Annotated in this window: 23 protein-coding genes; 20 read left to right on the forward strand and 3 right to left on the reverse strand. The window is 59.7% G+C overall.

What is annotated here, in order from left to right; all coding sequences use genetic code 11:
• The 10 genes from cheD (at nt 1) to FH061_RS13540 (ending at nt 10,739) form a co-directional block, all read left to right on the forward strand.
• A complete protein-coding gene (gene cheD, locus FH061_RS13495; protein ID WP_151636354.1) occupies nt 1-612 on the forward strand; it encodes a chemoreceptor glutamine deamidase CheD in 612 nt (203 codons plus the stop codon).
• A gap of 57 nt (nt 613-669) precedes the next feature.
• Nucleotides 670-1,746, forward strand: coding sequence for a protein-glutamate methylesterase/protein-glutamine glutaminase (locus FH061_RS13500; protein WP_151636355.1), 1,077 nt, complete (start codon nt 670-672; stop codon nt 1,744-1,746).
• 200 nt (nt 1,747-1,946) lie between these two features.
• A complete protein-coding gene (cheY, locus tag FH061_RS13505; protein WP_057289438.1) occupies nt 1,947-2,345 on the forward strand; it encodes a chemotaxis response regulator CheY in 399 nt (132 codons plus the stop codon).
• Nucleotide 2,346: 1 nt separating this feature from the next.
• A complete protein-coding gene (gene cheZ, locus FH061_RS13510; protein WP_225984655.1) occupies nt 2,347-3,045 on the forward strand; it encodes a protein phosphatase CheZ in 699 nt (232 codons plus the stop codon).
• Between the two features lie 112 nt (nt 3,046-3,157).
• Entirely contained in the window at nt 3,158-4,372 is a 1,215-nt protein-coding gene (locus FH061_RS13515) for an EAL and HDOD domain-containing protein (RefSeq protein WP_151636357.1), read from the forward strand.
• Nucleotides 4,373-4,561: 189 nt separating this feature from the next.
• Nucleotides 4,562-5,737 (forward strand): flagellar biosynthesis protein FlhB, encoded by a 1,176-nt coding sequence (flhB, locus tag FH061_RS13520; protein WP_151636358.1) that lies wholly within the window; start codon nt 4,562-4,564, stop codon nt 5,735-5,737.
• On the forward strand, nt 5,734-7,818 hold the full coding sequence (gene flhA / locus FH061_RS13525) for a flagellar biosynthesis protein FlhA (RefSeq protein WP_151636359.1): 2,085 nt from the start codon (nt 5,734-5,736) through the stop codon (nt 7,816-7,818). Before flhB ends, flhA begins: the two co-directional genes overlap by 4 nt.
• Complete coding sequence (flhF, locus tag FH061_RS13530) at nt 7,815-9,152, forward strand: flagellar biosynthesis protein FlhF (RefSeq protein WP_151636360.1); 1,338 nt, start codon at nt 7,815-7,817, stop codon at nt 9,150-9,152. Before flhA ends, flhF begins: the two co-directional genes overlap by 4 nt.
• Nucleotides 9,145-9,954, forward strand: coding sequence for a MinD/ParA family ATP-binding protein (locus FH061_RS13535; RefSeq protein ID WP_151636361.1), 810 nt, complete (start codon nt 9,145-9,147; stop codon nt 9,952-9,954). The genes flhF and FH061_RS13535 overlap by 8 nt, the downstream gene beginning before the upstream one ends.
• A gap of 53 nt (nt 9,955-10,007) precedes the next feature.
• Nucleotides 10,008-10,739, forward strand: coding sequence for an RNA polymerase sigma factor FliA (locus FH061_RS13540; RefSeq protein WP_151636362.1), 732 nt, complete (start codon nt 10,008-10,010; stop codon nt 10,737-10,739).
• Between the two features lie 466 nt (nt 10,740-11,205).
• Here the strand turns inward: FH061_RS13540 and FH061_RS13545 are convergent, their stop codons facing one another.
• From FH061_RS13545 to flgA, 3 genes are all read right to left on the reverse strand, one after another.
• The gene (locus FH061_RS13545; protein ID WP_151636363.1) at nt 11,206-11,676 is read right to left on the reverse strand and encodes a flagella synthesis protein FlgN; all 471 of its coding nucleotides are present in this window, start codon (nt 11,674-11,676) and stop codon (nt 11,206-11,208) included.
• Nucleotides 11,677-11,706: 30 nt separating this feature from the next.
• Nucleotides 11,707-12,009, reverse strand: coding sequence for a flagellar biosynthesis anti-sigma factor FlgM (gene flgM, locus FH061_RS13550; RefSeq protein ID WP_151636364.1), 303 nt, complete (start codon nt 12,007-12,009; stop codon nt 11,707-11,709).
• A 128-nt stretch (nt 12,010-12,137) separates the two neighbouring features.
• A complete protein-coding gene (flgA, locus tag FH061_RS13555) occupies nt 12,138-12,884 on the reverse strand; it encodes a flagellar basal body P-ring formation chaperone FlgA (protein WP_151636365.1) in 747 nt (248 codons plus the stop codon).
• Between the two features lie 208 nt (nt 12,885-13,092).
• Here flgA and flgB point away from each other — a divergent pair, with 208 nt between their 5' ends.
• The 10 genes from flgB (at nt 13,093) to flgK (ending at nt 22,497) form a co-directional block, all read left to right on the forward strand.
• Nucleotides 13,093-13,584 (forward strand): flagellar basal body rod protein FlgB, encoded by a 492-nt coding sequence (gene flgB, locus FH061_RS13560; RefSeq protein WP_151636366.1) that lies wholly within the window; start codon nt 13,093-13,095, stop codon nt 13,582-13,584.
• A gap of 2 nt (nt 13,585-13,586) precedes the next feature.
• On the forward strand, nt 13,587-13,991 hold the full coding sequence (gene flgC / locus FH061_RS13565; protein WP_151636367.1) for a flagellar basal body rod protein FlgC: 405 nt from the start codon (nt 13,587-13,589) through the stop codon (nt 13,989-13,991).
• A 14-nt stretch (nt 13,992-14,005) separates the two neighbouring features.
• Complete coding sequence (flgD, locus tag FH061_RS13570; RefSeq protein WP_151636368.1) at nt 14,006-14,674, forward strand: flagellar hook assembly protein FlgD; 669 nt, start codon at nt 14,006-14,008, stop codon at nt 14,672-14,674.
• A 40-nt stretch (nt 14,675-14,714) separates the two neighbouring features.
• Nucleotides 14,715-15,956 carry a flagellar hook protein FlgE gene (gene flgE / locus FH061_RS13575; protein ID WP_151636369.1) on the forward strand — a complete coding sequence of 414 codons (1,242 nt, stop codon included), beginning with the start codon at nt 14,715-14,717 and terminating at the stop codon, nt 15,954-15,956.
• 45 nt (nt 15,957-16,001) lie between these two features.
• Nucleotides 16,002-16,745 carry a flagellar basal body rod protein FlgF gene (locus FH061_RS13580; RefSeq protein ID WP_151636370.1) on the forward strand — a complete coding sequence of 248 codons (744 nt, stop codon included), beginning with the start codon at nt 16,002-16,004 and terminating at the stop codon, nt 16,743-16,745.
• Between the two features lie 75 nt (nt 16,746-16,820).
• A complete protein-coding gene (flgG, locus tag FH061_RS13585; RefSeq protein WP_151636371.1) occupies nt 16,821-17,603 on the forward strand; it encodes a flagellar basal-body rod protein FlgG in 783 nt (260 codons plus the stop codon).
• A 9-nt stretch (nt 17,604-17,612) separates the two neighbouring features.
• The gene (locus tag FH061_RS13590) at nt 17,613-18,296 is read left to right on the forward strand and encodes a flagellar basal body L-ring protein FlgH (RefSeq protein WP_151636372.1); all 684 of its coding nucleotides are present in this window, start codon (nt 17,613-17,615) and stop codon (nt 18,294-18,296) included.
• On the forward strand, nt 18,296-19,441 hold the full coding sequence (locus tag FH061_RS13595; protein WP_151636373.1) for a flagellar basal body P-ring protein FlgI: 1,146 nt from the start codon (nt 18,296-18,298) through the stop codon (nt 19,439-19,441). Before FH061_RS13590 ends, FH061_RS13595 begins: the two co-directional genes overlap by 1 nt.
• 6 nt (nt 19,442-19,447) lie before the next feature.
• Entirely contained in the window at nt 19,448-20,440 is a 993-nt protein-coding gene (gene flgJ / locus FH061_RS13600) for a flagellar assembly peptidoglycan hydrolase FlgJ (protein WP_151636374.1), read from the forward strand.
• Between the two features lie 92 nt (nt 20,441-20,532).
• A complete protein-coding gene (flgK, locus tag FH061_RS13605) occupies nt 20,533-22,497 on the forward strand; it encodes a flagellar hook-associated protein FlgK (RefSeq protein WP_151636375.1) in 1,965 nt (654 codons plus the stop codon).
• The last annotated feature ends 19 nt before the right edge of the window (nt 22,498-22,516 follow it).

The raw sequence follows: 22,516 nt of genomic DNA on the forward strand, positions 1-22,516 counted from the left end.
ATGAGCAACGGAATCGAAGAGCAGTTCGCCACCAATGTCTATTACGACCGTCAGTTCGACTGCGATGCGGCAAAGATCCTGCCGGGAGAGTATTACTACACCTGCAAGGACATGCTCATCGTGACGGTGCTTGGCTCCTGCGTCTCGGCCTGCATCCGCGATCGCGTCACGGGCATCGGCGGCATGAACCATTTCATGCTGCCCGACGGCGGCAGCGACAGCGACAGCCCGGTGTCGGCGTCGATGCGATATGGGACCTATGCCATGGAAGTGCTGATCAACGACTTGCTGAAGGCGGGCGCCCGCCGCGAGAACCTGGAGGCGAAAGTATTCGGCGGCGGCAATGTGCTCCGGGGCTTCATCGCCATCAACGTGGGCGAGCGCAATGCCCAGTTCGTGCGCGACTACCTGCGTGCCGAAAACATTCGCATCGTGGCCGAAGATCTCAATGACATTCACCCGCGCAAGGTGTACTACTTTCCGCGTTCCGGCAAGGTGCTCGTCAAGAAACTCAAGCAGCTCAACAACAATACCCTGGTGAACCGCGAGCAGGATTATGCCAGCCGGCTTCAGACCACGCCGGTGGCGGGAGATATCGAACTGTTCAGCTGAACCGCGCCGGCGCCAAGCTGAACGGCGAACCGCATCGCTTCCAAGAAAGCCATAGTCATGAAAACTAAAGTACTGATCGTTGACGACTCCGCCCTGATACGCAGCGTCATGAATGAAATCATCCGCAAGCAGCCGGACATGGAAGTCGTCGGCGTTGCGCCCGACCCGATCGTCGCCCGCGAACTGATCAAGCAGACCAATCCCGACGTGCTGACGCTGGACGTGGAAATGCCGCGCATGGACGGTCTCGATTTCCTCGAGAAGCTGATGCGCCTGCGGCCCATGCCGGTGGTGATGGTGTCTTCGCTTACCGAGCGGGGTTCCGAGATCACGCTGCGGGCGCTCGAACTCGGCGCGGTGGATTTTGTCACCAAGCCCAAGCTGTCGATACAGAGCGGCATGCTCGAGTATGCCGAGCTCATTACCGACAAGATCCGCGCCGCCGCCAAGGCACGCGTCAAGGCGCGCACCATCGCGCAGCAGGAAGCCTCGCGTACGCCGGGCGAGGGGCTGCCGCTGATCCGCAATCCGCTGACAAGCAGCGAGAAGCTGATCATCATCGGCGCCTCCACCGGGGGCACCGAAGCCATCAAGGATTTTCTGATGCAGATGCCTTCCGACTGTCCGGGCATCCTGATCACCCAGCATATGCCGGAGGGCTTCACCCGGTCGTTTGCCAAGCGTCTCGACAGCCTGTGCAAGATTACGGTCAGGGAGTCCGAGGGAGGAGAGCGGGTGCTGCCGGGACATGCCTTCATCGCTCCGGGCCACTCGCATCTCCAGCTTGCCCGCAGCGGCGCCAATTATGTGACGCAGCTCGACCAGGGACCGCCGGTCAACAGGCATCGTCCCTCTGTCGACGTGCTGTTCGAATCGGCTGCCCGTTTCGCCGGCAAGAACGCTGTCGGCGTCATCCTGACCGGCATGGGCAAGGATGGCGCGCAGGGCATGCTGACGATGAGGAATGCAGGCGCCCACAACTTTGCGCAGGACGAGGCTTCATGCGTCGTGTTCGGCATGCCGCGCGAAGCCATTGCCGTCGGCGCCGCGCATGAGGTCGGTGCCTTGTCCGCGCTGCCGGGCATGGTGCTGAGCCACCTTGCCGCCAACAGCAGCAGGGCGCTGCGCGTCTGATCGGGCTAATGGATCTTGGCAAAAATGCATCATGCGTCGCGCATGTAGCGAAAATGTTTCGTTGCCGGCGCCCGAAGTTTCCTCAAGTAAATATTTTGAGTGCATAATCGGAAGCGGCGCGATTATACTTTGGCCCTACCGTTCGGGTCTGCGTGAGAACGGCTTGTCGATAACAGTTTGCAGAATCAATGGAGTAATTCATGGCGGGTCCGAATACAAAATTCTTGGTGGTCGACGACTTTTCGACGATGCGTCGTATCGTTCGCAATCTGCTGAAGGAGCTCGGCTATACGAACGTCGACGAGGCTGAAGACGGCGCGATGGCGCTGTCCAAGCTGCGCAGCGAGCAATTCGACTTCGTCATTTCCGACTGGAACATGCCGGTCATGGACGGATTGACGATGCTGCAAAACATCCGTGCCGACGCGGCGCTGTCCAAGCTTCCGGTGCTGATGGTAACGGCCGAGGCGAAGAAGGAAAACATCATCGCGGCGGCCCAGGCCGGCGCCAACGGTTATGTGGTCAAGCCTTTCACGGCGGCGACGCTCGACGAAAAGCTGTCCAAGATCTTCGAGAAACTCGAAAAGGTTGGAGCCTGACGTGAATCAGCCGCTCTCCAGGGAGACGGGCATCGATCCGGCGGCACAAGAGGCCCGGGAAGCACAGGAGTCACAGGAGGCGCAGGAAGAAATGCTGGCGCGCGTCGGGCAAATGACGCGCATGCTGCATGACAACCTGCGCGGACTCGGCTTCGACAAGCTCATCGCCAAGGCGGCGCACGACATTCCGGATGCGCGCGACCGTCTCGACTATGTCGCGAAAATGACCGAGCAGGCCGCGCAGCGGGTGCTGACCGCGACAGAAAATGCGATGCCGCTGCAGGATCGCATCGAAACCGGCGCCAATGCGCTCGCCGTGGAATTGCGCGCGGCCCTGGACGCGCCGCATTCCATGCCGCAGGACAGGGAGCTGATGCAGCGTACCCTGGCCTATCTCGAAGAGACGCGCGTCAATGCCTCGACCTCGCGCCAGCAGATGCTGGACATCATGATGGCGCAGGACTTCCAGGATCTGACCGGACAGGTCATCAAGAAGGTGACCGAACTGGCCCACGGGATCGAGCAGCAGCTGGTGCAGCTGCTGCTGGATTATTCGCCGCAGGACATGCGCCGCGATTCGGGCGGCAACAACGGCGGCAACGGCCTCCTGAACGGCCCCCAGATCAATCCCGCCGGCAATGCGGACGTCGTATCGGACCAGGGACAAGTGGACGATCTCCTCGAAAGCCTGGGATTCTGATCCGCGTTCCGCGGACCTGATACAGGCCCGGGCCTCCGCGCAGCCGGTACCACGCACAACACGCGCTTTTGCAGTCTCGTTTAGATCACCAACCCATCCCGGACAGCCACTCATGCATGCAGAGAAATTCATCGTCCGCGAACCCCTGGTCAATTCCCAGGAGCGGGTGCTTGGTTATGAGATCACCTGGCACGGCACGGCGGCATCGGATCCTTTGCGCCCCGATGCCGATATTCTCCTCCTGGCCAGCTTCGTGGCGGAGCAGCTCAACGACACCGATAGCGGGGCGCTTCTCGGCGATCAGGTCATCTTCATCGAAGCCAGGCCCATGCTGCTCGAGCACGAGGAGTTCGGCAGGCTTCCGCCGAACGGCACGATTCTTGTCCTGCGCGGCGACGACCTGTCGGCGGAGGGCGTACCGGAAGCGATCAAGTCCGCGCGCGCAAAAGGCTACGGCATTTCCCTGCGTGACGTCGACATCGCCAGCCTCGACCGAGCGGTGCTGGAACAGGTCACGCATATCGAAACCAACATTAATTCCGCCGGTTTTCCGGCGCAGGTGCAGCAGTTCCGGGCACTCAACTTGCTGACAATCCGCCTTGTGGCGCGCTGCGTCGACAGCTGGCAGGCCTTTGAGCTATGCAAGAAGCTTGGTATTCAGGCGTTTGTCGGCAATCTGCATCTCACGCTTCGGCCGGGGCAGCATGCGCGCGAGCTCAATCCTGCGCAATCGCTGATCCTCCAGCTGATGGACATGGTGCGGCAGAATGCCGACGTCAAGCAGCTCGAGGGCGTGCTCAAGCGGGATGCCGCGCTGTCCTACAAGCTGCTGCGCTACATCAACTCGGCCGGATTCGGACTCGGCTGCGAGATCCAGTCGCTCAAGCATGCGGTGACCATGCTCGGATATTCGCCGCTGTACCGCTGGCTGGCCCTGTTGCTGGCAACCGCCACCACTACCGGATATTCACCGGTGCTGATGCATGCAGCCATCGTGCGCGGCCGTTTCGCCGAACTGCTCGGCAGTACCTTCCTGCCACGGCATGAAGCCGAGAATCTGTTCGTGGCAGGCATGTTCTCCCTGCTCGACAAGCTGCTCGGCGTGCCGATGGATGATGTGCTGGAAAAAATCCAGCTGTCCGAACCGGTCACTCAGGCACTCCTCACGCGGGAAGGCATCTACGGTCCCTTTCTTGCGCTGGCCGAAGCTTGCGAATTGCACAGCAAGGACGTGAATGAGATGGCGGGCTCGCTTTGCATCGACGCGCGCCAGGTGAATCAGGCGCAGCTTTCCGCCCTCGCGTGGGCGCAGCGCATTGCGATTTGAGCAGCGCCTTGATCGTCGTCGTGCGTCTTCGTTTGCAATCCTTCATCGCAGCATCCCGTTCACTCTGAATAGCGACGGGTTTTCGCACTTGTTTTGAGGATGGTCAAACTGATATTTCGAGAATAATCCTTCCTATTGGCCCCCAATGCGTCATCCGACGCATGCGGAGGTCTGCAACAGGAGTCGGCAATGGCCGAGGATAGCGATCTCGAAAAAACCGAACCAGCGTCGTCCAGAAAACTGGAACAGGCGCGGGAGGAAGGCGATGTTCCCCGATCGAGGGAGCTTGCCACCTGCACGGTGCTGCTCGCTGCCGGCCTCGGCATGATGTTCACGGGCGAGGGCATGGTGCGCAGCCTCAACCGCATGCTGGCGTCCGGGCTTTCCCTGGAAAGGGAACATGCGTTCGATGCCAGCCTGCTCATGGTCCGTCTCGGCACCATGGCCTTCGATGCGCTGGTCGCCATGCTGCCGTTCGCCGGCCTGCTGCTGCTCGTGGCGATCGCATCGCCTCTTCTCATCGGCGGCTGGCTGTTCACCACCAAGTCGCTGATGCCCAATTTCTCCCGTCTCAATCCCGTCAGCGGCATCGGCAACATGTTTTCGGTGCGTTCGCTGGTCGAACTGCTCAAGGCGGTCGGCAAGACGCTGCTGGTCGGCTCCATCGCCTGGATCGTCATCAAGAGCGAGTTCGAACCGATGCTGGCGCTGGTCACCGAGCCGCTGCAGTCGGGCAGCGCCCACCTTGCCGATCTGCTGCTCAAAGGGTTCATCGCGATCGTCTGCGGACTGGTCGTGATCGCGCTGATCGATGTGCCGTACGTGTTGTGGCAATACGCCAGCAAGCTGAAGATGACCAAGGAAGAGCAGCGCCAGGAACACAAGGAATCCGAAGGCGATCCGCATGTGAAGGCGCGCATCCGCCAGCTGCAGCGCGAGATGGCCAAGCGGCGCATGATGTCGGAAGTGCCGACCGCCGACGTGGTGGTCACCAACCCGACCCACTATGCGGTGGCGCTGAAATACACCGAAGGCAAGATGCGCGCGCCGAAAGTCGTGGCCAAGGGCGCCGATGAAGTCGCCGCCAAGATCCGTGAGATCGCCGCAGAAAATAACGTGGCCCTGCTGGAAGCGCCGCCGCTGGCGCGTGCCCTCTACAAGCATGCCGAACTCGGCGATGAAATTCCGGCCACGCTGTACACCGCCGTGGCCGAAGTGCTGGCGTACGTGTTCCAGCTGCGCGCCTATGGCCAGCATGGCGGCTTGCGCCCGCAGGCTCCCGAAGACCTCGCCGTCCCGCCGGAACTCGATCCGCTCAACCCCGCCGCACAAGCGTCCGGCAAACCTGACGGACGCATCCAATGAACAGCCTCAGACTGCCCGCATGGTTGACCGGCCAGGGCAAGGCGCTGGCCGCGCCCATCCTCATCATCATGATGCTGGCGATGATGGTGCTGCCGCTGCCGGCCTTCGTGCTGGACATGTTCTTCAGCTTCAATATCGCGCTGTCCATCATCGTGCTGCTTACCAGTCTCTATACGGTCAAGCCGCTGGACTTCATGGCGTTTCCGGCGGTGCTGCTGGTATCGACCATGCTGCGCCTGTCGCTCAACGTCGCCTCGACCCGCGTCGTGCTGACCGAAGGGCACACCGGCCCGGACGCGGCGGGCAAGGTGATCGAAGCCTTCGGCCACTTCCTCATCGGCGGCAACTACGCGGTCGGTATCGTGGTGTTCGTGATCCTGACCATCATCAACTTCGTCGTGGTGACCAAGGGCGCCGGTCGTATCGCCGAGGTCGGCGCGCGTTTCGCTCTCGATGCGATGCCCGGCAAGCAGATGGCGATCGATGCCGACCTCAACGCCGGCCTGATCGGCGAGCAGGAAGCGCGCAAGCGCCGTACCGAAGTGGCGCAGGAAGCGGAGTTCTACGGCTCGATGGACGGTGCCAGCAAATACGTGCGCGGCGATGCGGTCGCCGGCATCCTGGTGACGGTCATCAACGTCTTCGGCGGCCTGGTCGTCGGCATGCTGCAGCATGACATGGCCTTCGATGCGGCACTCAAGAATTACACGCTGCTGGCCATCGGCGACGGCCTGGTGGCGCAGATTCCCTCTCTGATCATTTCGACCGCCGCCGGCGTCATCGTGTCGCGCGTGTCGAGCGAACAGGACATCGGCGGCCAGATGGTCAACCAGCTGTTCGCCAAGCCGCAGGTGCTCTACATCACCGGCGGCATCATCGGCGGCATGGGGCTCATCCCCGGCATGCCGCACATCGCCTTTATCCTGCTCGGCGGCGCCCTGTGCGGCGGCGCCTATCTGATGAAACAGCGGCTGGAAAAGGCCGAGGCGGCACCTCCGCCCGCGCCGGAAGCCGCATTGGCGGCACCCGAGTCGGAGGAGGCGACCTGGCAGGACATCGTCCCGGTCGACACGCTCGGCCTGGAAGTCGGCTACCGCCTGATCCCGCTGGTCGACAAGGGCCAGAACGGCGAGCTGCTGCGCCGCATCAAGGGCATCCGCAAGAAGTTCGCGCAGGAGGTCGGCTTCCTGTCGCCGCCGGTGCATATCCGCGACAACCTGGAGCTCAAGCCCGCCGCCTACCGCATCACGTTAAAGGGCGTGGAAGTCGGCACCGGCGAAGCCTATGTCGGCCAGTTCCTGGCGATCAATCCCGGCATGGTCAACGGCACGCTGCCCGGCACGGTCACCACCGATCCGGCCTTCGGCCTGCCCGCGACCTGGGTCGATAGCGGCATGAAGGAACATGCCCAGGCACTCGGCTACACCGTGGTGGACGCCGGCACCGTGATCGCCACGCATCTCAACCATCTGATCACGTCGCATGCCGCCGACTTGCTCGGGCGCCAGGAAGTGCAGCAGCTGCTCGACCACCTCGGCAAGGAAAGCCCGAAGCTGGTCGAGGACCTGGTGCCGAAGCTGATCTCGCTGTCGGCGCTGCAGAAGGTGCTGCAGAACCTGTTGATCGAGGGCGTGCATATTCGCGACATGCGCACCATCATCGAGACGCTGGCCGAGTATGCGCCGCAGACCCAGGATCCGAACGACCTGACGGCGATGGTGCGCATCGCCCTCGGCCGCGCGATCGTGCAACAGATATTCCCGTCCACCAACGAGCTGTCGGTGATCACCCTCGACAGCCGTCTCGAACGCATCCTGATGCAGGCCCTGCAATCCAGCGGACCGGACGGCGCCGGCATCGAGCCGGGGCTTGCCGATACCATCGCCGCGCAGGCGGAGCAGGCGGCAAGACAGCAGGAACAGATGGGACTGACACCCGTATTGCTGGTGCCCGGTCCGCTGCGCGCATTGCTGGCGCGCTTCCTGCGCCGCGCGCTGCCGCAGCTCAAGGTGCTGTCGCATCAGGAACTTCCCGATTCAAAAACGATTAGAGTGACCAGCCTGGTCGGAGGCCAAGCATGAATGTAAGAAAATTTTCTGCCAGTTCGTCGCGTGACGCATGGCGCCAGGTGCGTGAAGCCCTTGGTCCGGATGCAGTCATCCTCTCCAACAGGACCATCAACGGCATGATCGAGATCCTGGCGATGGCGCCGGAAGACATGTCCTCGCTGTCCGAACCGGTGGTGGAAAGACCGGCGCTGTCGGAGTCGACGCTGGCCGCCTTCGGTGCCAGCCGTGCGCAGGAGCCCGCGGCAAGGTCCGCGCCTGCCTCCTCCATGAAATCGTCGTCCGACGACAACCAGGCCGCCAATCTGGCCGATGCCATCGCCGCCAGCCGCGACAGCCGGGACAGCCGCGATGCGGCACCGGCTGCACAGAGCGGCGCGGAACTGGCTCAGGTGATGGACGAACTGCGTTCGATGCGCGGCATGCTCGAATCGCAGCTGGCCGAGATCGCCTGGAGCGCCCAGCAGAAACGCGAACCGGCCAAGGCCGCCGTCATGCGCGAGCTGCTGTCGGCCGGCTTCAGCGCCAGCCTGGCGCGCTACCTGACGCAGAACCTGCCGAAGAACGAGACGGCCGAGAACTGCCTGGCCTGGGTCAAGTCGGTGCTGTCGCGCAATCTCAGCATCATCGGCAACGAAAACGAGATCCTCGACAAGGGCGGCGTCTATGCGCTGGTCGGGCCCACCGGCGTCGGCAAGACCACCACTACCGCCAAGCTCGCGGCACGCTGCGTGATGCGCCACGGCGCCGGCAAGCTGGCCCTGATCACCACCGACGGCTATCGTATCGGCGGTTATGAACAGCTGCGCATCTACGGCAAGATCCTCGGCGTGATGGTGCACTCGGTCAAGGATGAAACCGACCTGCGCATCGCGCTCGACGAATTGAAGAACAAGCACACCGTGCTGATCGATACCGTCGGCATGGGGCAGCGCGACAAGATGGTGGCCGAACAGATCGCGATGCTCTCCGGCACCGAATCCACGGTCAAGCGCCTGCTTTGCCTGTCGGCCACGTCCACCGGCGAAACCCTGAACGAAGTCGTGCGTTCCTATCAGGGCGGCGGCCTGGCCGGCTGCATCATGACCAAGCTCGACGAAGCGGCAACGGTGGGCAATGTGCTGGACGTGATGATCCGCCAGAAGCTCAGCCTCTACTATGTGGCCAACGGCCAGCGGGTACCGGAAGACTTGCATGTTCCCAATGCCCATTACCTGGTCGACCGCGCCTTCAAGCTCAAGCGCGAGACAGCGCCGTTCCAGTATTCCGACGAGGAACTGCCGCTGGTCATCGCCAATACGGCGCATGCCATGAACGACAAGAGCCTGCGCGAGGTGACACTTGGCTAGTTTCGATTTCGATCAGGCCGAAGGCCTGCGCCGCATGCTGGCCGGTCCGAAGCCGCGCGTCTTCACCTTTCTCTCGGCCGCCTCCGCCGAAGAAAAAGGAGCAATGCTGGTGAACCTCGGCGCATCGCTCGCGCAGGCGGGAAGGGATGTGCTGCTGTTCGACGCCTGCGTGGCCTCGGAAGGCATCGCTTCGCGTCTCAGCGGGCTGCGCGGCAGCTCGCTGCTGCAGGCGGCGCAGCAGGAACGCGCCTTTGACGATGTGATGCATTCCATGCCGCAGGGCTTCAGCGTCGCCGCACTCAAGCGCGGCATGCAGAAGCTGCCGGAAACCGGCAGCGATGGGGCCCGCCACCTGGACGATGCCTTCGACGTGCTGGCCAAGCGCGCCGATATCGTCGTCGTCGATGCCGAGCTCGACAAGAATGATGCCTTTCCGATCCCGGGGCTGGCGGATACCGAAATCGTGGTGCAGGTATCGAACAGTCCGGCCTCGATCAAGGCCGCCTATACCCTGATCAAGCGCGTCAACGGCCAGCTGGGCCGCCGTCCGTTCAGCCTGCTGGTGACCGGCGCGTCCGACAAGGAAGCGCAGGTGGTCTACCAGAACATGGCGCAGGCGGCCAACCGTTATCTCGCGGTCAAGCTCAATTCCATGGGCTCGGTGCCTCCCGATGAACACCTGAAGAAAGCCATGCATCTCGGCCGTGCGGTGGTCGATGCCTTTCCGCTGGCAGGCGCATCCGTTGCCTTCCGCCGACTCGCCGGAAAGTTCGTATTGTCCGATGCGGCCGCGGCGGGCTAACATGGCATTTCTGGGATGGATGCCCACATGGACATCCGAAACGAATCAACACAATGTATACCGTTAGCGGAAAATCCGACAAGAACCACTTGCTGGAAATGCATGCTCCGCTGGTCAAGCGTCTGGCCCACCAGATGAAAGCGAAGCTGCCTCCCAGCGTTGAAGTCGACGACCTGATTCAGGCCGGCATGATCGGTTTGCTGGACGCGGTGAACCGCTATGAGGAAACGCATGGCGCCCAGTTCGAAACCTATGCGGTGCAGCGCATACGCGGCGCGATGCTCGATGAACTGCGCAGCAGCGACTGGCTGCCGCGCAGCATCCGGCAGAACATGCGCAAGATCGAAGAGGCGATGAACAAGGTGCAGCAGCGTCTCGGGCGTCCTCCCAAGGAAGCCGAGATCGCCGGCGAGCTGAAGATGTCGCTGGCGGACTACCAGGAACTCCTGACCGAGGGCAGCGGCCACCAGCTGGTGTACTACGAGGATTTCCACGAAAAGGACGAAAACGAGCACTTCCTCGACCGCTATTGCGTCGACGAGTCCAGCGACCCCCTGCAGAGCCTGATGAACGGCGGTTTCCGCCAGGCGGTGATCCATGCCATCGAAGCCTTGCCGGAACGCGAGAAAATCCTCATGGGGCTCTACTATGAGCAGGAAATGAACCTGAAGGAAATCGGCGCCGTCATGGGCGTGTCCGAGTCGCGCGTTTGCCAGCTGCACAGCCAGGCCATTGCGCGCATGCGGGCACGGTTGAAGGAACAGGCATGGACCGGGCTGGCCTAGCCTGAACCCGGAGCGGATTGCAGGTGAATGGCCCGTCGCCTCCGCTTGCCCCTTGCCCTGCATCTCAAGGCAAACCAAACATCGCCTAGCCCTGTTGTTGCCATCCCGATCCAGTCTTCGACAAAGCGGGGCAGGCAAGCCGGGCAGCAGCTCGGGCGAGCGATGGTTCGCCGTGCCGGCGACCTGATGCGCAATCAATCATCCGAAGGGAAAGAACGAAACCGGCAAGCCCGAACCGGGGTGGCATTCATGATGCCGTCGAATCTGTCCCATACGGGAAATGAGGAATGCGACAAGTGCGACAAGTGCGACAAGTGCGACGAGTGCTGTTGCCGCGCTGGAAGCGGAAGCAGGAACTGCGGGTAGGGGAAGGAAAGGGCGGGTCAGGTGCAGGCGGCCGCGGTGCCGCCTTTGAGGGTGTCTCGGCCCTTATTCAGCTATCGTTGAGCTGTCATTCAGAAGTTGTTCAGCCGACCACCAGGGTACGGTTACCGCCGGCGGAGGTCGTCTGACCGCTCGGGCCGTACATCGTGCCGCCGCGCTGATTGCCCTGCAGAACGCTCAGCGCATCCTGGTTGCGTGCCATGTGCTGGCCGATCAGCAGGCCGTTGCTGCGGTTGAGTTCCTTGGCGTCGCGAGCCAGATTCAGCAGATCGCCCCATGCCCGGGCGGCGTCGGCGGGGGCGCTCTTCACCCAGGCCTGCATGCCGGATTCGTCGGCGCTGTAGCCAGCGGTGCCGAGGCTGCGATGGCGCGCCAGCGCCAGTTCGGTCATGCGGGCGACGATCTTCGCCTTGTCTTCGGTAACCGCGGTCAATCCTTCCAAATCGGCCTGGATCAAATGTTCCTGCTCTTGTTTCAGCAGTTGCAGCAGGGCGGCGCCTGCGGCGATTTCTTCATTCAGGCTGATGCCGGGATGGCTTTCGGGCTTGTGCATGACTTTTTGCCTTGCTGATGACTCTGGATGCTATTTGCGGCTGCTGATCAGGTCCTTGACCGAATCGAGCAGGCCATTGGCCACCTTATCGGGATCGACCTTGAACGTGCCGTTGGCGATGGCCGCCTTGATTTCTTCCACCTTTTCGGCATCGAACACGCCGCCGGCACTCGCCAGGGTGAGCGACTGCGCGGTCGTCGACAGGCGAACGCTGTCGGTTTCGGCAGGAGTCGTACTGACCCCCGCCGATTTTTCGGCACCCTTGCCGGTGCGGGTCGGTGCGGTGGGCAGGCCCGCACCACCGGTTTTCTTCAACGGCTCATCGATTTTCACGGCAATTCCTTAGCTGTTTGCGGTTCTACGGTTCTTGTCACATGGTCTATCGACCCGATCCGGGAAAACTTTAGCGCTGAATTCAAACAGATTGAAAATATTTTCATTTTGGTCAACAAGTGCGCCGATCAGTACGTCACTTCCACGATGCCGCCAGTCTTTGCAACGCCGCTGACGACCTGTCCGGAGGCGGTGCGGGCTTGTGCGATCTGACCTTCGGAAGCGTTGTTTAGTGCCCGGCCTTCGGCGGAAACCTGAAAGCCGGGGCCGGCGGAAACGACGCGCACCGTCTGCCCCTGCTGGACCGCTGCCTGGCTGCGCAACGCGTCGCCGCGGAGCGGGGTGCCGGCGGCAAGAGAAAGGGCGACGGTGCGGCCGACCGCCTGTCCGGGATCGGTCACGATGCCGGCCGGCAGCGCAGTCAGGTCGCCCCTGATGCGGGTCACATCGTTCGGGCCGATCAACTGTCCCTGTGCAAGCGGTGCGGCGGCGATCAGGTATTCGCCGATGACCTGTACCGTCGAGGCGACATAAATTGTCCAGGGCGAGGGCGCGGTGCAGCGCACGCCGACCGTGGTTTTCCCCCACGCGCGGCTGCCGTTGGGCAGGAAGGCTTCGGGCGCGGCGCAGGCGGGCAGGTTGGCGCGCGCATCGATCTGGCCGACGCTCACGTTGACCTGTCCGGGCAAGCCGGCGCTCTGGATGCGCAGGAACTGTTCGACCGTCTGGCGCAGTGCCGCCGTGTCCTGACGCTGTACGACGGTTGCGGCGGGCACGGCCGGCGCCGCGGAAACGGCGGTCTGCGCGCCGGCTTGCCCGGCGGTGGCGGCCAGGAGCCAGAGGGCGGTTAGCAGTGCTGATGCGGATGGTTTCATGTCGGCCGGAATGCGGGACTATACAAGACTGTCTGGCCAGAATCTTACCCACGCCGCCCGCAATCAAAAGGATGAAAAGGGAAGGCTTTCAGAGTCTTATTGCGCGATCGATGCGACTTTTGCATCCGTATGATCCAGCCTATGTCAATCCATCAATGGCCGCATCGCGTAGGCGGCTGGTCGGGGTTTTGAGTTGCGGGGGTTTGAAATGATAGGAAAGCTGGACGAGGCATTGCGGTTCCACCAGACGGCACTGAGCTTGCGCTCCGAGAGGCAACAGGTGCTGGCGTCGAATATTGCGAATGCGGATACGCCGAACTACAAGGCGCGCGACGTCGATTTCAACGCGGCGCTCAAGCAGGCGCTCGGTCCCGGCGCCACGCCAACGGCGCCGGCAGCGGCGGCTTTGTCATCTGCGGGAGGAGCCGCCAAGCCGGCATTGAACTCGCTCGCGGTGGCGCTCGCGCGCACCTCCGCAGCCCATCTGTCCGGCAATGCCGGCGCCACCACTGCCACCACCGCCAGCGGCGCCCAGCTGATGTACCGGCAGACGGCGGTGCAGGGCAATGTCGACGGCAATACGGTCGACATGGATGTGGAGCGCAACCAGTTCGCCGACAACGCGCTTCGCTATGAAGCCGGCGTCACCTTCGCCAGCGGGCAGATCAAGACGCTGCTCACCGCAGTCACGGGACAATAATCATGTCGCTATTTAACATTTTCAACGTGGCCGGCTCCGCCATGAGCGCCCAGGGCCAGCGCCTCAACACCGTGGCCAGCAACATCGCCAACGCCGACAGCACCACCAGTTCGACCGGCGAAGTCTATCGTGCCAAGCAGGTGGTGTTCCAGGTCGAACCCACCAGGAACCCCGGCGCCGCCGGCGTCAAGGTGCAGCAGGTGGTCGAGGACAAGACGCCGCCCAAGATGGTCTATGACCCGAAGCATCCGCAGGCCGACGAGAAGGGGTATGTCGCCATGCCGAACGTGAACGTGGTGGAAGAGATGGTCAACATGATTTCGGCTTCGCGTTCCTACCAGACGAACGTGGAAACCATGAACGCAGCCAAGACCATGCTGCTCAAAACCCTGACCCTTGGTCAGTGAGATAGGAGGGCGGGATGACGACAGTACAGACGAACAATACGACGAGTGATGCGTTCGCGGCTTCCGGTGCCGCGAAGAAGCCGACCAATACGACGCAGGAAGCACAGGATCGCTTCATGACACTGCTCGTCACTCAGATGAAAAATCAGGATCCTCTTAATCCTCTCGATAATGCGCAAGTCACCAGCCAGCTTGCTCAACTGTCGACTGTCACCGGGATTGACAAGCTCAATACGACACTCCAGGCGCTGCAGGGAAGCTATCAGGCGAGCCAGTCCCTGCAGGCCGCCAGTTTGATTGGGCACGGTGTGCTGACGACTGGATCAAGCATTGCGCTTAAGGAAAGCAAGGCGGTATTCGGCATCGAGCTTAGCGACGCTGCTGATTCTGTCGAAATTTCGGTTCTTAACAGCTCCGGAGCCCTTGTGCGTAGCATCAAGCTGGACGGACAGGACGCAGGAGTGATCCCATTAGCATGGGATGGCAAGGCGGATAACGGATCCGTGGCGGCGGACGGCCGGTACACCTTTGAGGTAAAAGCGCTCCGAGGTGGCGAAAAGGTGTCCGCAACCCCGTTATCGTACGGTGACGTGTTGAGTGTGACGACCGGAGCACAAGGCGTGCTGGTCAATCTCCCCGGCCGTGAACCTGTCAAGTTGGCTGACATTCGTCAGATTATTTAATAAATACATAGCGGTCACCCCATAATGCAAGGAGCGTGAAATGAGTTTTCAGCAAGGTTTGAGCGGTTTGAACGCAGCGTCCAAGACGCTAGAGGCTATTGGAAATAATATTGCGAATACCAATACGGCCGGCTTCAAGAGTTCCCAAGTCCAGTTCGCAGATGTGTATGCTAATTCCCTGACAGGCGGTGGCAGTCAGAACGGTATCGGAACAAAGGTTGCCGGTATCTCGCAGCAGTTCACTCAAGGCAACATCTCTGGAACGAACAATCCGCTCGACATGGCGGTGAACGGCAACGGCTTTTTCAAGCTTCAAGGCACCGATGGCGTGCCGGTGTATAGCCGCAACGGGCAATTCACCTTGGACCGCGTCGGCAATATCGTCAATTCGAGCGGTGCGCAGCTCATGGGCTACCTTCCAAATGCCGCAGGTACTATTGGTGCCGGTGAGCGGACGAAAACCTTTCCGCTCAAGATCGATCTGTCAGCGGATAGTCCACCCAATCCGACGAGCGAACTTACCACCGCGGTTAATCTTGATTCGCGCGAAACGCAGCCTGCCGTTGCATTCGATCCGGCGGTAAGGGCTGCCGGCACATACAACAGTGCAAGCTCGGCGACAGTCTACGATTCAAAAGGCGTTCCCCACGTAATGGAGACGTTCTATGTCAAGCAAAATGCACCGGCTCCGTCAGGCAGCTGGAACGTCTTTGCCCGAATGGATACCGAAACTACCGCAAGACAGATCAGCACGCTGACGTTTAATGCCGACGGGTCATTCAACACCCAAACTGATGCTGCTCCCATGCCTACCTTTCCCGGAGCATCCGGTGCGAACCCGATTAGTATCGATTTCGACTTCAGCAAAAGTACCGAGTTCGGCGTGGCATTCAGTGTAAATTCCATCAATCAAAATGGATTCGCACCGGGACAACTGTCTTCCTATTCCATCGACTCGTCAGGTACGATATTCGGCCGCTACAGCAACGGCCAGTCGAAAGTCCTTGGTCAGGTCGTGCTCTCCACCTTCCCCAATCCCAATGGACTGCAACCATTGGGCAACAACGTTTGGCAGTCGACCTTTGCTTCGAACGACGCAGTCGAAAACCAGCCCGGCGAGGGAGACAACGGCGTAATACAGTCGTCCGCAGTGGAAGACTCGAATGTCGACATGACCGCTGAACTGGTCAACATGATTACCGCACAGCGCGTCTACCAGGCGAATGCACAAACGATCAAAACGCAGGATCAGGTGTTGCAGACCTTGGTAAATCTGCGGTGATTGACCGCCTTCTGACGCACTAGAGACTTGAGATAAGGAAGAAGCATGGATCGCCTTATTTACACGGCAATGACCGGCGCGAAACATATCCTGGAAAAGCAGGCAACGACGTCGCACAACCTTGCCAATGCAACGACCACCGGCTTTCGTGCGCAGATTGATTCATTCCGTGCCGTTCCGGTTGTCGGCGCACAGCTGCCGACACGCTCTTTCGTCGTCGATGCAACCGTAGGGTCCGATTTCGCAGCCGGACCCATTCAACAGACGGGGCGAGACATGGATGTTGCAGTGCAAGGCAAAGGGTGGATCACGCTGCAGCTGGAGGACGGGACCGAAGCGTTTACCCGCAATGGCAGCCTGCAAACGAGCGAGAACGGTATCTTGCAGACGCATGACGGAATTCCCGTAATGGGCGATGGAGGCCCGATCGCCATTCCGCCGGACGTGCGCGTTAGTGTAGCGAGTGACGGCACGGTGTCAGCAATCCCTACTGGCTTCAAGCCCGGCGCGACCACTGTGCTGGGACGCATCAAACTTGTCAATCCGCCGGAGGAATCTATAGTGCGAGGCGACGACGGGCTGTTTCGCACGAGGGATGGCGCGCCTGCCGATGTGGATGGCAATGTCATGCTGCTGGGCGGGGCGCTTGAAGGAAGCAATGTCAATGTGGTGAGTGCGATGGTGGATATGATTTCTCTCGCACGGCAGTTTGAAGCTCACATGAACCTGCTGAAGAATGTCGAAAGCAATGAGACCAAAGCCGCGCAGCTTCTCTCTTTGACGGGTTGATCCCTAATGCACAATAGAGTCGACGCGGCGGCTCACTGCAACCTTGGTTGGCAATAAAAATACTGGAGAAACATCATGATTCGCTCACTTTGGATTTCGAAAACGGGTCTGGATGCACAACAGACCCAAATGGATGTCATCTCCAACAACCTGGCCAATGTCAGTACATCCGGATTCAAGCGCTCACGCGCCGTATTCGAAGATCTTCTATATCAAACGATGCGCCAGCCAGGTGCGCAGTCGTCGCAGCAAACCCAGCTGCCCTCCGGTCTGCAAATCGGAACCGGCGTGCGTCCCGTTGCGACGGAACGTATTCACACCCAGGGCAACCTTCAGCAGACAGGCAACGACAAGGATGTTGCGATCCAGGGCGACGGCTTTTTTCAAGTACTGATGCCGGACGGCTCAACTGCATACACCCGCGACGGATCGTTTCACATCGATAGTCAGGGCCAGCTTGTTACGTCGAGCGGTTTCGCGGTACAGCCGGCGATCACCGTGCCTGCGGGCGCGCGCAGTTTGACGATTGGACGAGACGGTACCGTGTCTGCAACCTTGCCCAATACTTCCGCGCCAACGCAAATCGGCGCGATGCAGCTGGTAACCTTCGTTAATCCTGCCGGCCTCGAATCCAAAGGTGAAAATTTATACGTCGAGACAGGCTCGTCGGGTACGCCCAATACCGGCACCCCCGGAACGAACGGAGCCGGCTTGTTGAATCAGGGATACGTAGAGACGTCCAACGTCAATGTCGTAGAAGAACTGGTCAACATGATCCAGACCCAGCGCGCTTACGAAATCAACAGCAAGGCGATTACTACCTCGGATCAGATGCTGCAAAAGCTGGCCCAGCTTTGATCCTTTTTCATGTCCAAGATCATGCGTAAAACTTATCTGTCTGTTCCTTATGCTCTGTTGCCCATGATCATGGCAGGATGTTCGACAGTGCCGGAATCGATTGTTCATCAGCCTGCAAACGTGCGCCCTCAAATCATAGCGCCCAGCATGCCGGCAAACGGGGCAATCTTCCAGTCCGCTGCTTACCGCCCGATGTTTGAAGACCGCCGCGCCCGTCTCGTCGGCGACGTGCTGACTATTTCGATTAGTGAGAGAACGAGCGCGGGAAAGTCGGCCGCGAATGCTACCAGTAAGACCGGCAGCGTCGAATTCGGCGCGCCGACCTTGTTCGGCATACCTGCAACGACGACCGCCAAGGCTGCCCTCGGCGCTTCAGGCCAAAACAAGTTCGAGGATAAGGGCTCTGCGTCGTCAAGCAATACGTTCAGCGGCACCATTACCGCTACCGTGATCGAGGTTCTGCCTAACGGCAACCTTGTGGTCAGCGGGGAGAAACAGATCGCATTCGATAAGGGAATCGAGTACGTCCGGTTCTCCGGTGTCGTCAGTCCCGATACGATCGCCGCGGGTAATGTGGTGCCATCGACGCAAGTGGCCGATGCACGCGTCGAGTATCGGACGAATACCCGCCTGGATAAGGCGGAAGTCATGTCGCAACTGGCGCGATTCTTCCTTAGTATCATGCCGCTGTAATGTCAACGGCGATCAAAATGAAATTAAAGATTGCAAATATCGGCAAAGCTTTGCTTGGCGCTGCGCTGTGCGCGGGCTCCCTTCTGATCTGGCAAGTCGCTCATGCCGAACGGTTGAAGGATCTCGCCAGTATTCAAGGCGTACGCCAGAACCAGCTGATCGGGTATGGTTTGGTCGTTGGACTTGACGGAAGCGGTGACCAGACAACCCAAACTCCGTTCACCGTGCAAAGCGTAGTCAGCATGCTGCAAAGCCTTGGCGTCAATCTGCCGCCCGGCACAAGCCTGCAACTCAAGAACGTCGCTGCGGTCATGGTAACGGCGTCGCTCCCGGCGTTTTCCCAGCCCGGACAGACATTGGATGTGACGGTTTCATCGATGGGCAACGCAAAGAGCCTGCGCGGCGGAACGCTTGTGATGACGCCGCTAAAAGGCGCGGACGGACAGATTTATGCCATCGCTCAGGGAAATGTCCTGGTAGGCGGTGTTGGGGCAGCGGCGAGCGGCAGCAAGGCCCAGATCAATCACCTGAGCGTGGGCAGAATTTCGTCGGGTGCCACGGTCGAGCGCGCAGTTCCTTCGTCGCTGGGACAAGGTGAAATGATTTACCTTGAGCTGAATGATACGGATTTTTCTACCGCCAGCCGCGTCGTCGAGGCCGTCAACCGCCGCTTCGGACCTGAAACCGCGGCAGCACAGGACGGACGTGTCATCCGTGTGCGGGCGCCGCAGTCCAGCGATCAACGCGTTGCATTCCTTGGAGCACTCGAAAGCATCAATGTCACGCCAGCGCAGACCAATGCCAAAGTCATCCTCAATGCGAGGACGGGCTCGGTTGTCATGAATCAGGCGGTGACTCTCGATAGTTGCGCAGTTTCGCATGGCAATCTCTCGGTCGTAATCAATACCGAGCCGGTGATCAGTCAACCGGCGCCAATGTCCGGCGGCCAGACCGTCGTCACATCGGCATCACAGATCGATATCAAGAAAGAGCCAGGGCAGGTATTGCTTCTCAAGGGAGGAACGTCGCTGGCTGACGTCGTGAAGGCATTGAATGCGATTGGTGCGACGCCCCAGGATCTCTTGGCGATCCTCCAGGCGATGAAGGCAGCAGGTTCCCTCAGGGCGGAACTTGAAATTATCTGATACATCATGACCAAGCCGCTTAATATCAATACTTCCAATGGTTTTGCATTGGATACCAAGGGCATCGGTGAACTGCGGCAAGCCGCAAAAGAAAATTCTCCGGAAGCGCTCAAAGCCACTGCACAGCAGTTCGAGGCCTTGTTCGTCAACATGATGCTGAAGAGCATGCGTGATGCCTCTCCTCAAGACGGTATGTTTGACAGTCAGCAAAGCCGTATGTACACCTCGATGCTGGACCAGCAGCTTAGTCAAAGCATGGCTTCCAAAGGGGTAGGGCTGGCGGAGGTACTTACCCGGCAGCTCGCATCCTTTAGCAATGCGCCTTCGACTCCTGCATCAGAGACCGAAGACGGTATCTTCAAGAGCATTCAACAAGCAATCGAGCAGCAGCCCTTGTCGAATGCAAAAGATCAGTTCAAGCCAGCTCAGACAGGTTCTGCAAGTCCTGCGAACCCGGTTCAGTCTTTTGCCAACTCGGCGAACTCGGCGAACTCGGCCAACTCGGCGAACTCGGCGAGCGCCGCGAACCCGTCGCAGCCTGCCCATGTACGCAACTTCCAGCAAAAGCTGGAAGCTCACGCAGAAGAAGCGAGCCGAGTCACCGGGATTCCAGCCAAGTTCATGCTTGGGCAGGCGGCGCTGGAAAGCGGATGGGGCCGTCGCGAGATTGTCGGCGCCGATGGGGCGCGCAGCCATAATCTGTTCGGTATCAAGGCTGGATCAAACTGGAAGGGCAAGGTGGTGGAGACAGCGACGACGGAATATGTCAACGGTGTGCCACAGACGCGCATTGAAAAGTTTCGGGCCTACGGTTCTTATGCCGAATCGTTTCGCGACTATGCCAACCTGTTGAAAAACAATCCGCGCTATGACAATGTCATTGCCAACTCCAAGGATGCGCTCAGTTTCGCCCAAGGCTTGCAGAAGGCAGGTTATGCCACCGATCCGCACTACGCGACGAAATTGGCGAAGATTATCAAGAACTCGTTGTCTGCCTGACAATTGCGCTGCCGGGCATCACTTATCCGCTCAAGTTTTGCGGCTGCGTGCCGTTTAACAAGGCATCGCTACCTGAAAGAAGATAGAAAAATATGGGCTCAAGTATTCTCAACGTCGGTCAGAGTGCCCTAGCCGCGGCGCAGGCTGGTCTCGTAACGACCGGGCACAATATTGCCAATGCTTCTACGCCCGGATACTCGCGTCAGGTAGTGGTCCAGGGCTCTCAAGGATCACAGTTCAACGGGTCCGGATTCCTTGGCAAAGGTACGGAAGTCACCGATATTCGTCGAATTTATGACAACCTTCTTGCGGAGAGGGTACGTTCCGCGCAGACCAGCCAGAATCAGGCCGAGACCTATTACAACCAGATCAGTCAGATCAATAATGTTCTGGCTGATACCACAGCTGGATTGACGCCAGCCCTGCAGGATTTTTTCAAAGGCATGCAGGACCTGGCGTCCAACCCCGGTGCGGCTGCGTCGCGACAGGCTGCATTGTCCAATGCGGAAGCAATGGCGTCGCGCTTTCAAGGGCTTGATCGGCAACTGTCCGAATTGGAGTCAAGCGTCAATTCACAGATACAGTCCAGCATCGGTTCAATCAACGTCTATGCAAAGCAGATTGCAAAGCTGAATGATGCGATCGAAAAAGCCACTGCGACTTCCGACGGCAAGATTCCCAATGATTTGCTTGATCAGCGTGATTATGCAATTACCGAACTTAGCAAAGAGATCAAGACATCCATTGTCAAGCAGGGCAATAGCTATAACGTCTTCATTGGCAACGGACAGCCACTCGTCGTCGGCGTGAAGACCTCCGAGCTGGTGCCCGCAAAATCAACTTCGGACCCTGAACGCATCACCGTTGGAGTCCAGTCGAACGGATCTATCATTGCCGTTGCCGACAGCAGCCTGCCGGGAGGCAAACTGGGCGGCCTGCTGGAATTCCGTACAAATTCGCTCGACATCGCTCGTAATTCGCTAGGACGCGTCGCCCTCGGGATGGCAATGACGATCAATGCTCAGCATCGCCTGGGCGAGGACCAGAACGGTGACCTGGGCGGCGATTTCTTTTCTGTAGCAACAAACCGCAGCGTAACCGCAGCTACAACGAACAATAGCGTTACGAATGCGAAGGTCAATGCGGTAATTTCAGATATCAGCGCCGTCACGACGAGCGACTACAGGATGCGCGTCAGTGCTGACGGAGCCAATTTCACAGTAACCCGCGTTTCAGATAATTTTGCCTTTCCGCCTATTGCGTCAGGTGGCTTCCCCGTCACTATCGATGGGGTAAGCCTGTCTTTGGCGTCTGGCACGCTAAGTGCGAATGACGAGTTCCTGATTCGTCCGACGGCAGGCGCGGCTTCGGAAATCGAAGTGGCGATCAAGGACATCTCGAAAATTGCGGCTGCCGCTCCTGTTCGCACTTCAGCGGCAGGTACAAATACGGGTACCGGAAAAATTACAGCGGGCACGGTGGATCGCGATTATCTGGCTGCAGCACCGACACTGCCCAGCGAAATAAGGTTGACTTATGCGGGCGGTGCGCCAGGGACGCTCACCGTTACACCTGCTTCAGTTTCGCCTCCTGGCTTTCCGAAAGCTTATACAGATGGTGAAAAAATCACGATTGCCGGCATCAGCTTTGCAATCAGCGGAAAGCTGCAGAACAATGATTTCTTCTCGATTGTGCCGAATGATGGCGCCGCTGCCGTAGGTGATAATCGTAACGCTGTCCTTCTCGGAGGCCTGCAGACCAAGTCTACCCTCGGTGGAAATGGATCCTCGGGCGAGGGAACGACAACATTCCAGGGCGCTTACGCGCAGCTTGTCAGCCAGATCGGCAATAAGACACGGGAGACGGAAGTCACCGGCAAGGCAGAAACAAAATATCTGGAACAGGCGGTGACGGCTCACGAAGCGCAATCGGGTGTAAATCTCGATGAGGAAGCGACCAATTTGCTGCGTTATCAACAGGCCTATCAGGCAGCCGGGAAAGTGATGCAGACTGCAAACCAGCTGTTCGAACTGCTGCTTTCACTCGGCGGACAATAAGCTTCATTAGAGGGGAAAA

It is taken from the genome of Noviherbaspirillum aerium (assembly GCF_008929045.1).
GTDB classification, from domain to species: Bacteria; Pseudomonadota; Gammaproteobacteria; order Burkholderiales; family Burkholderiaceae_D; genus Noviherbaspirillum; species Noviherbaspirillum aerium.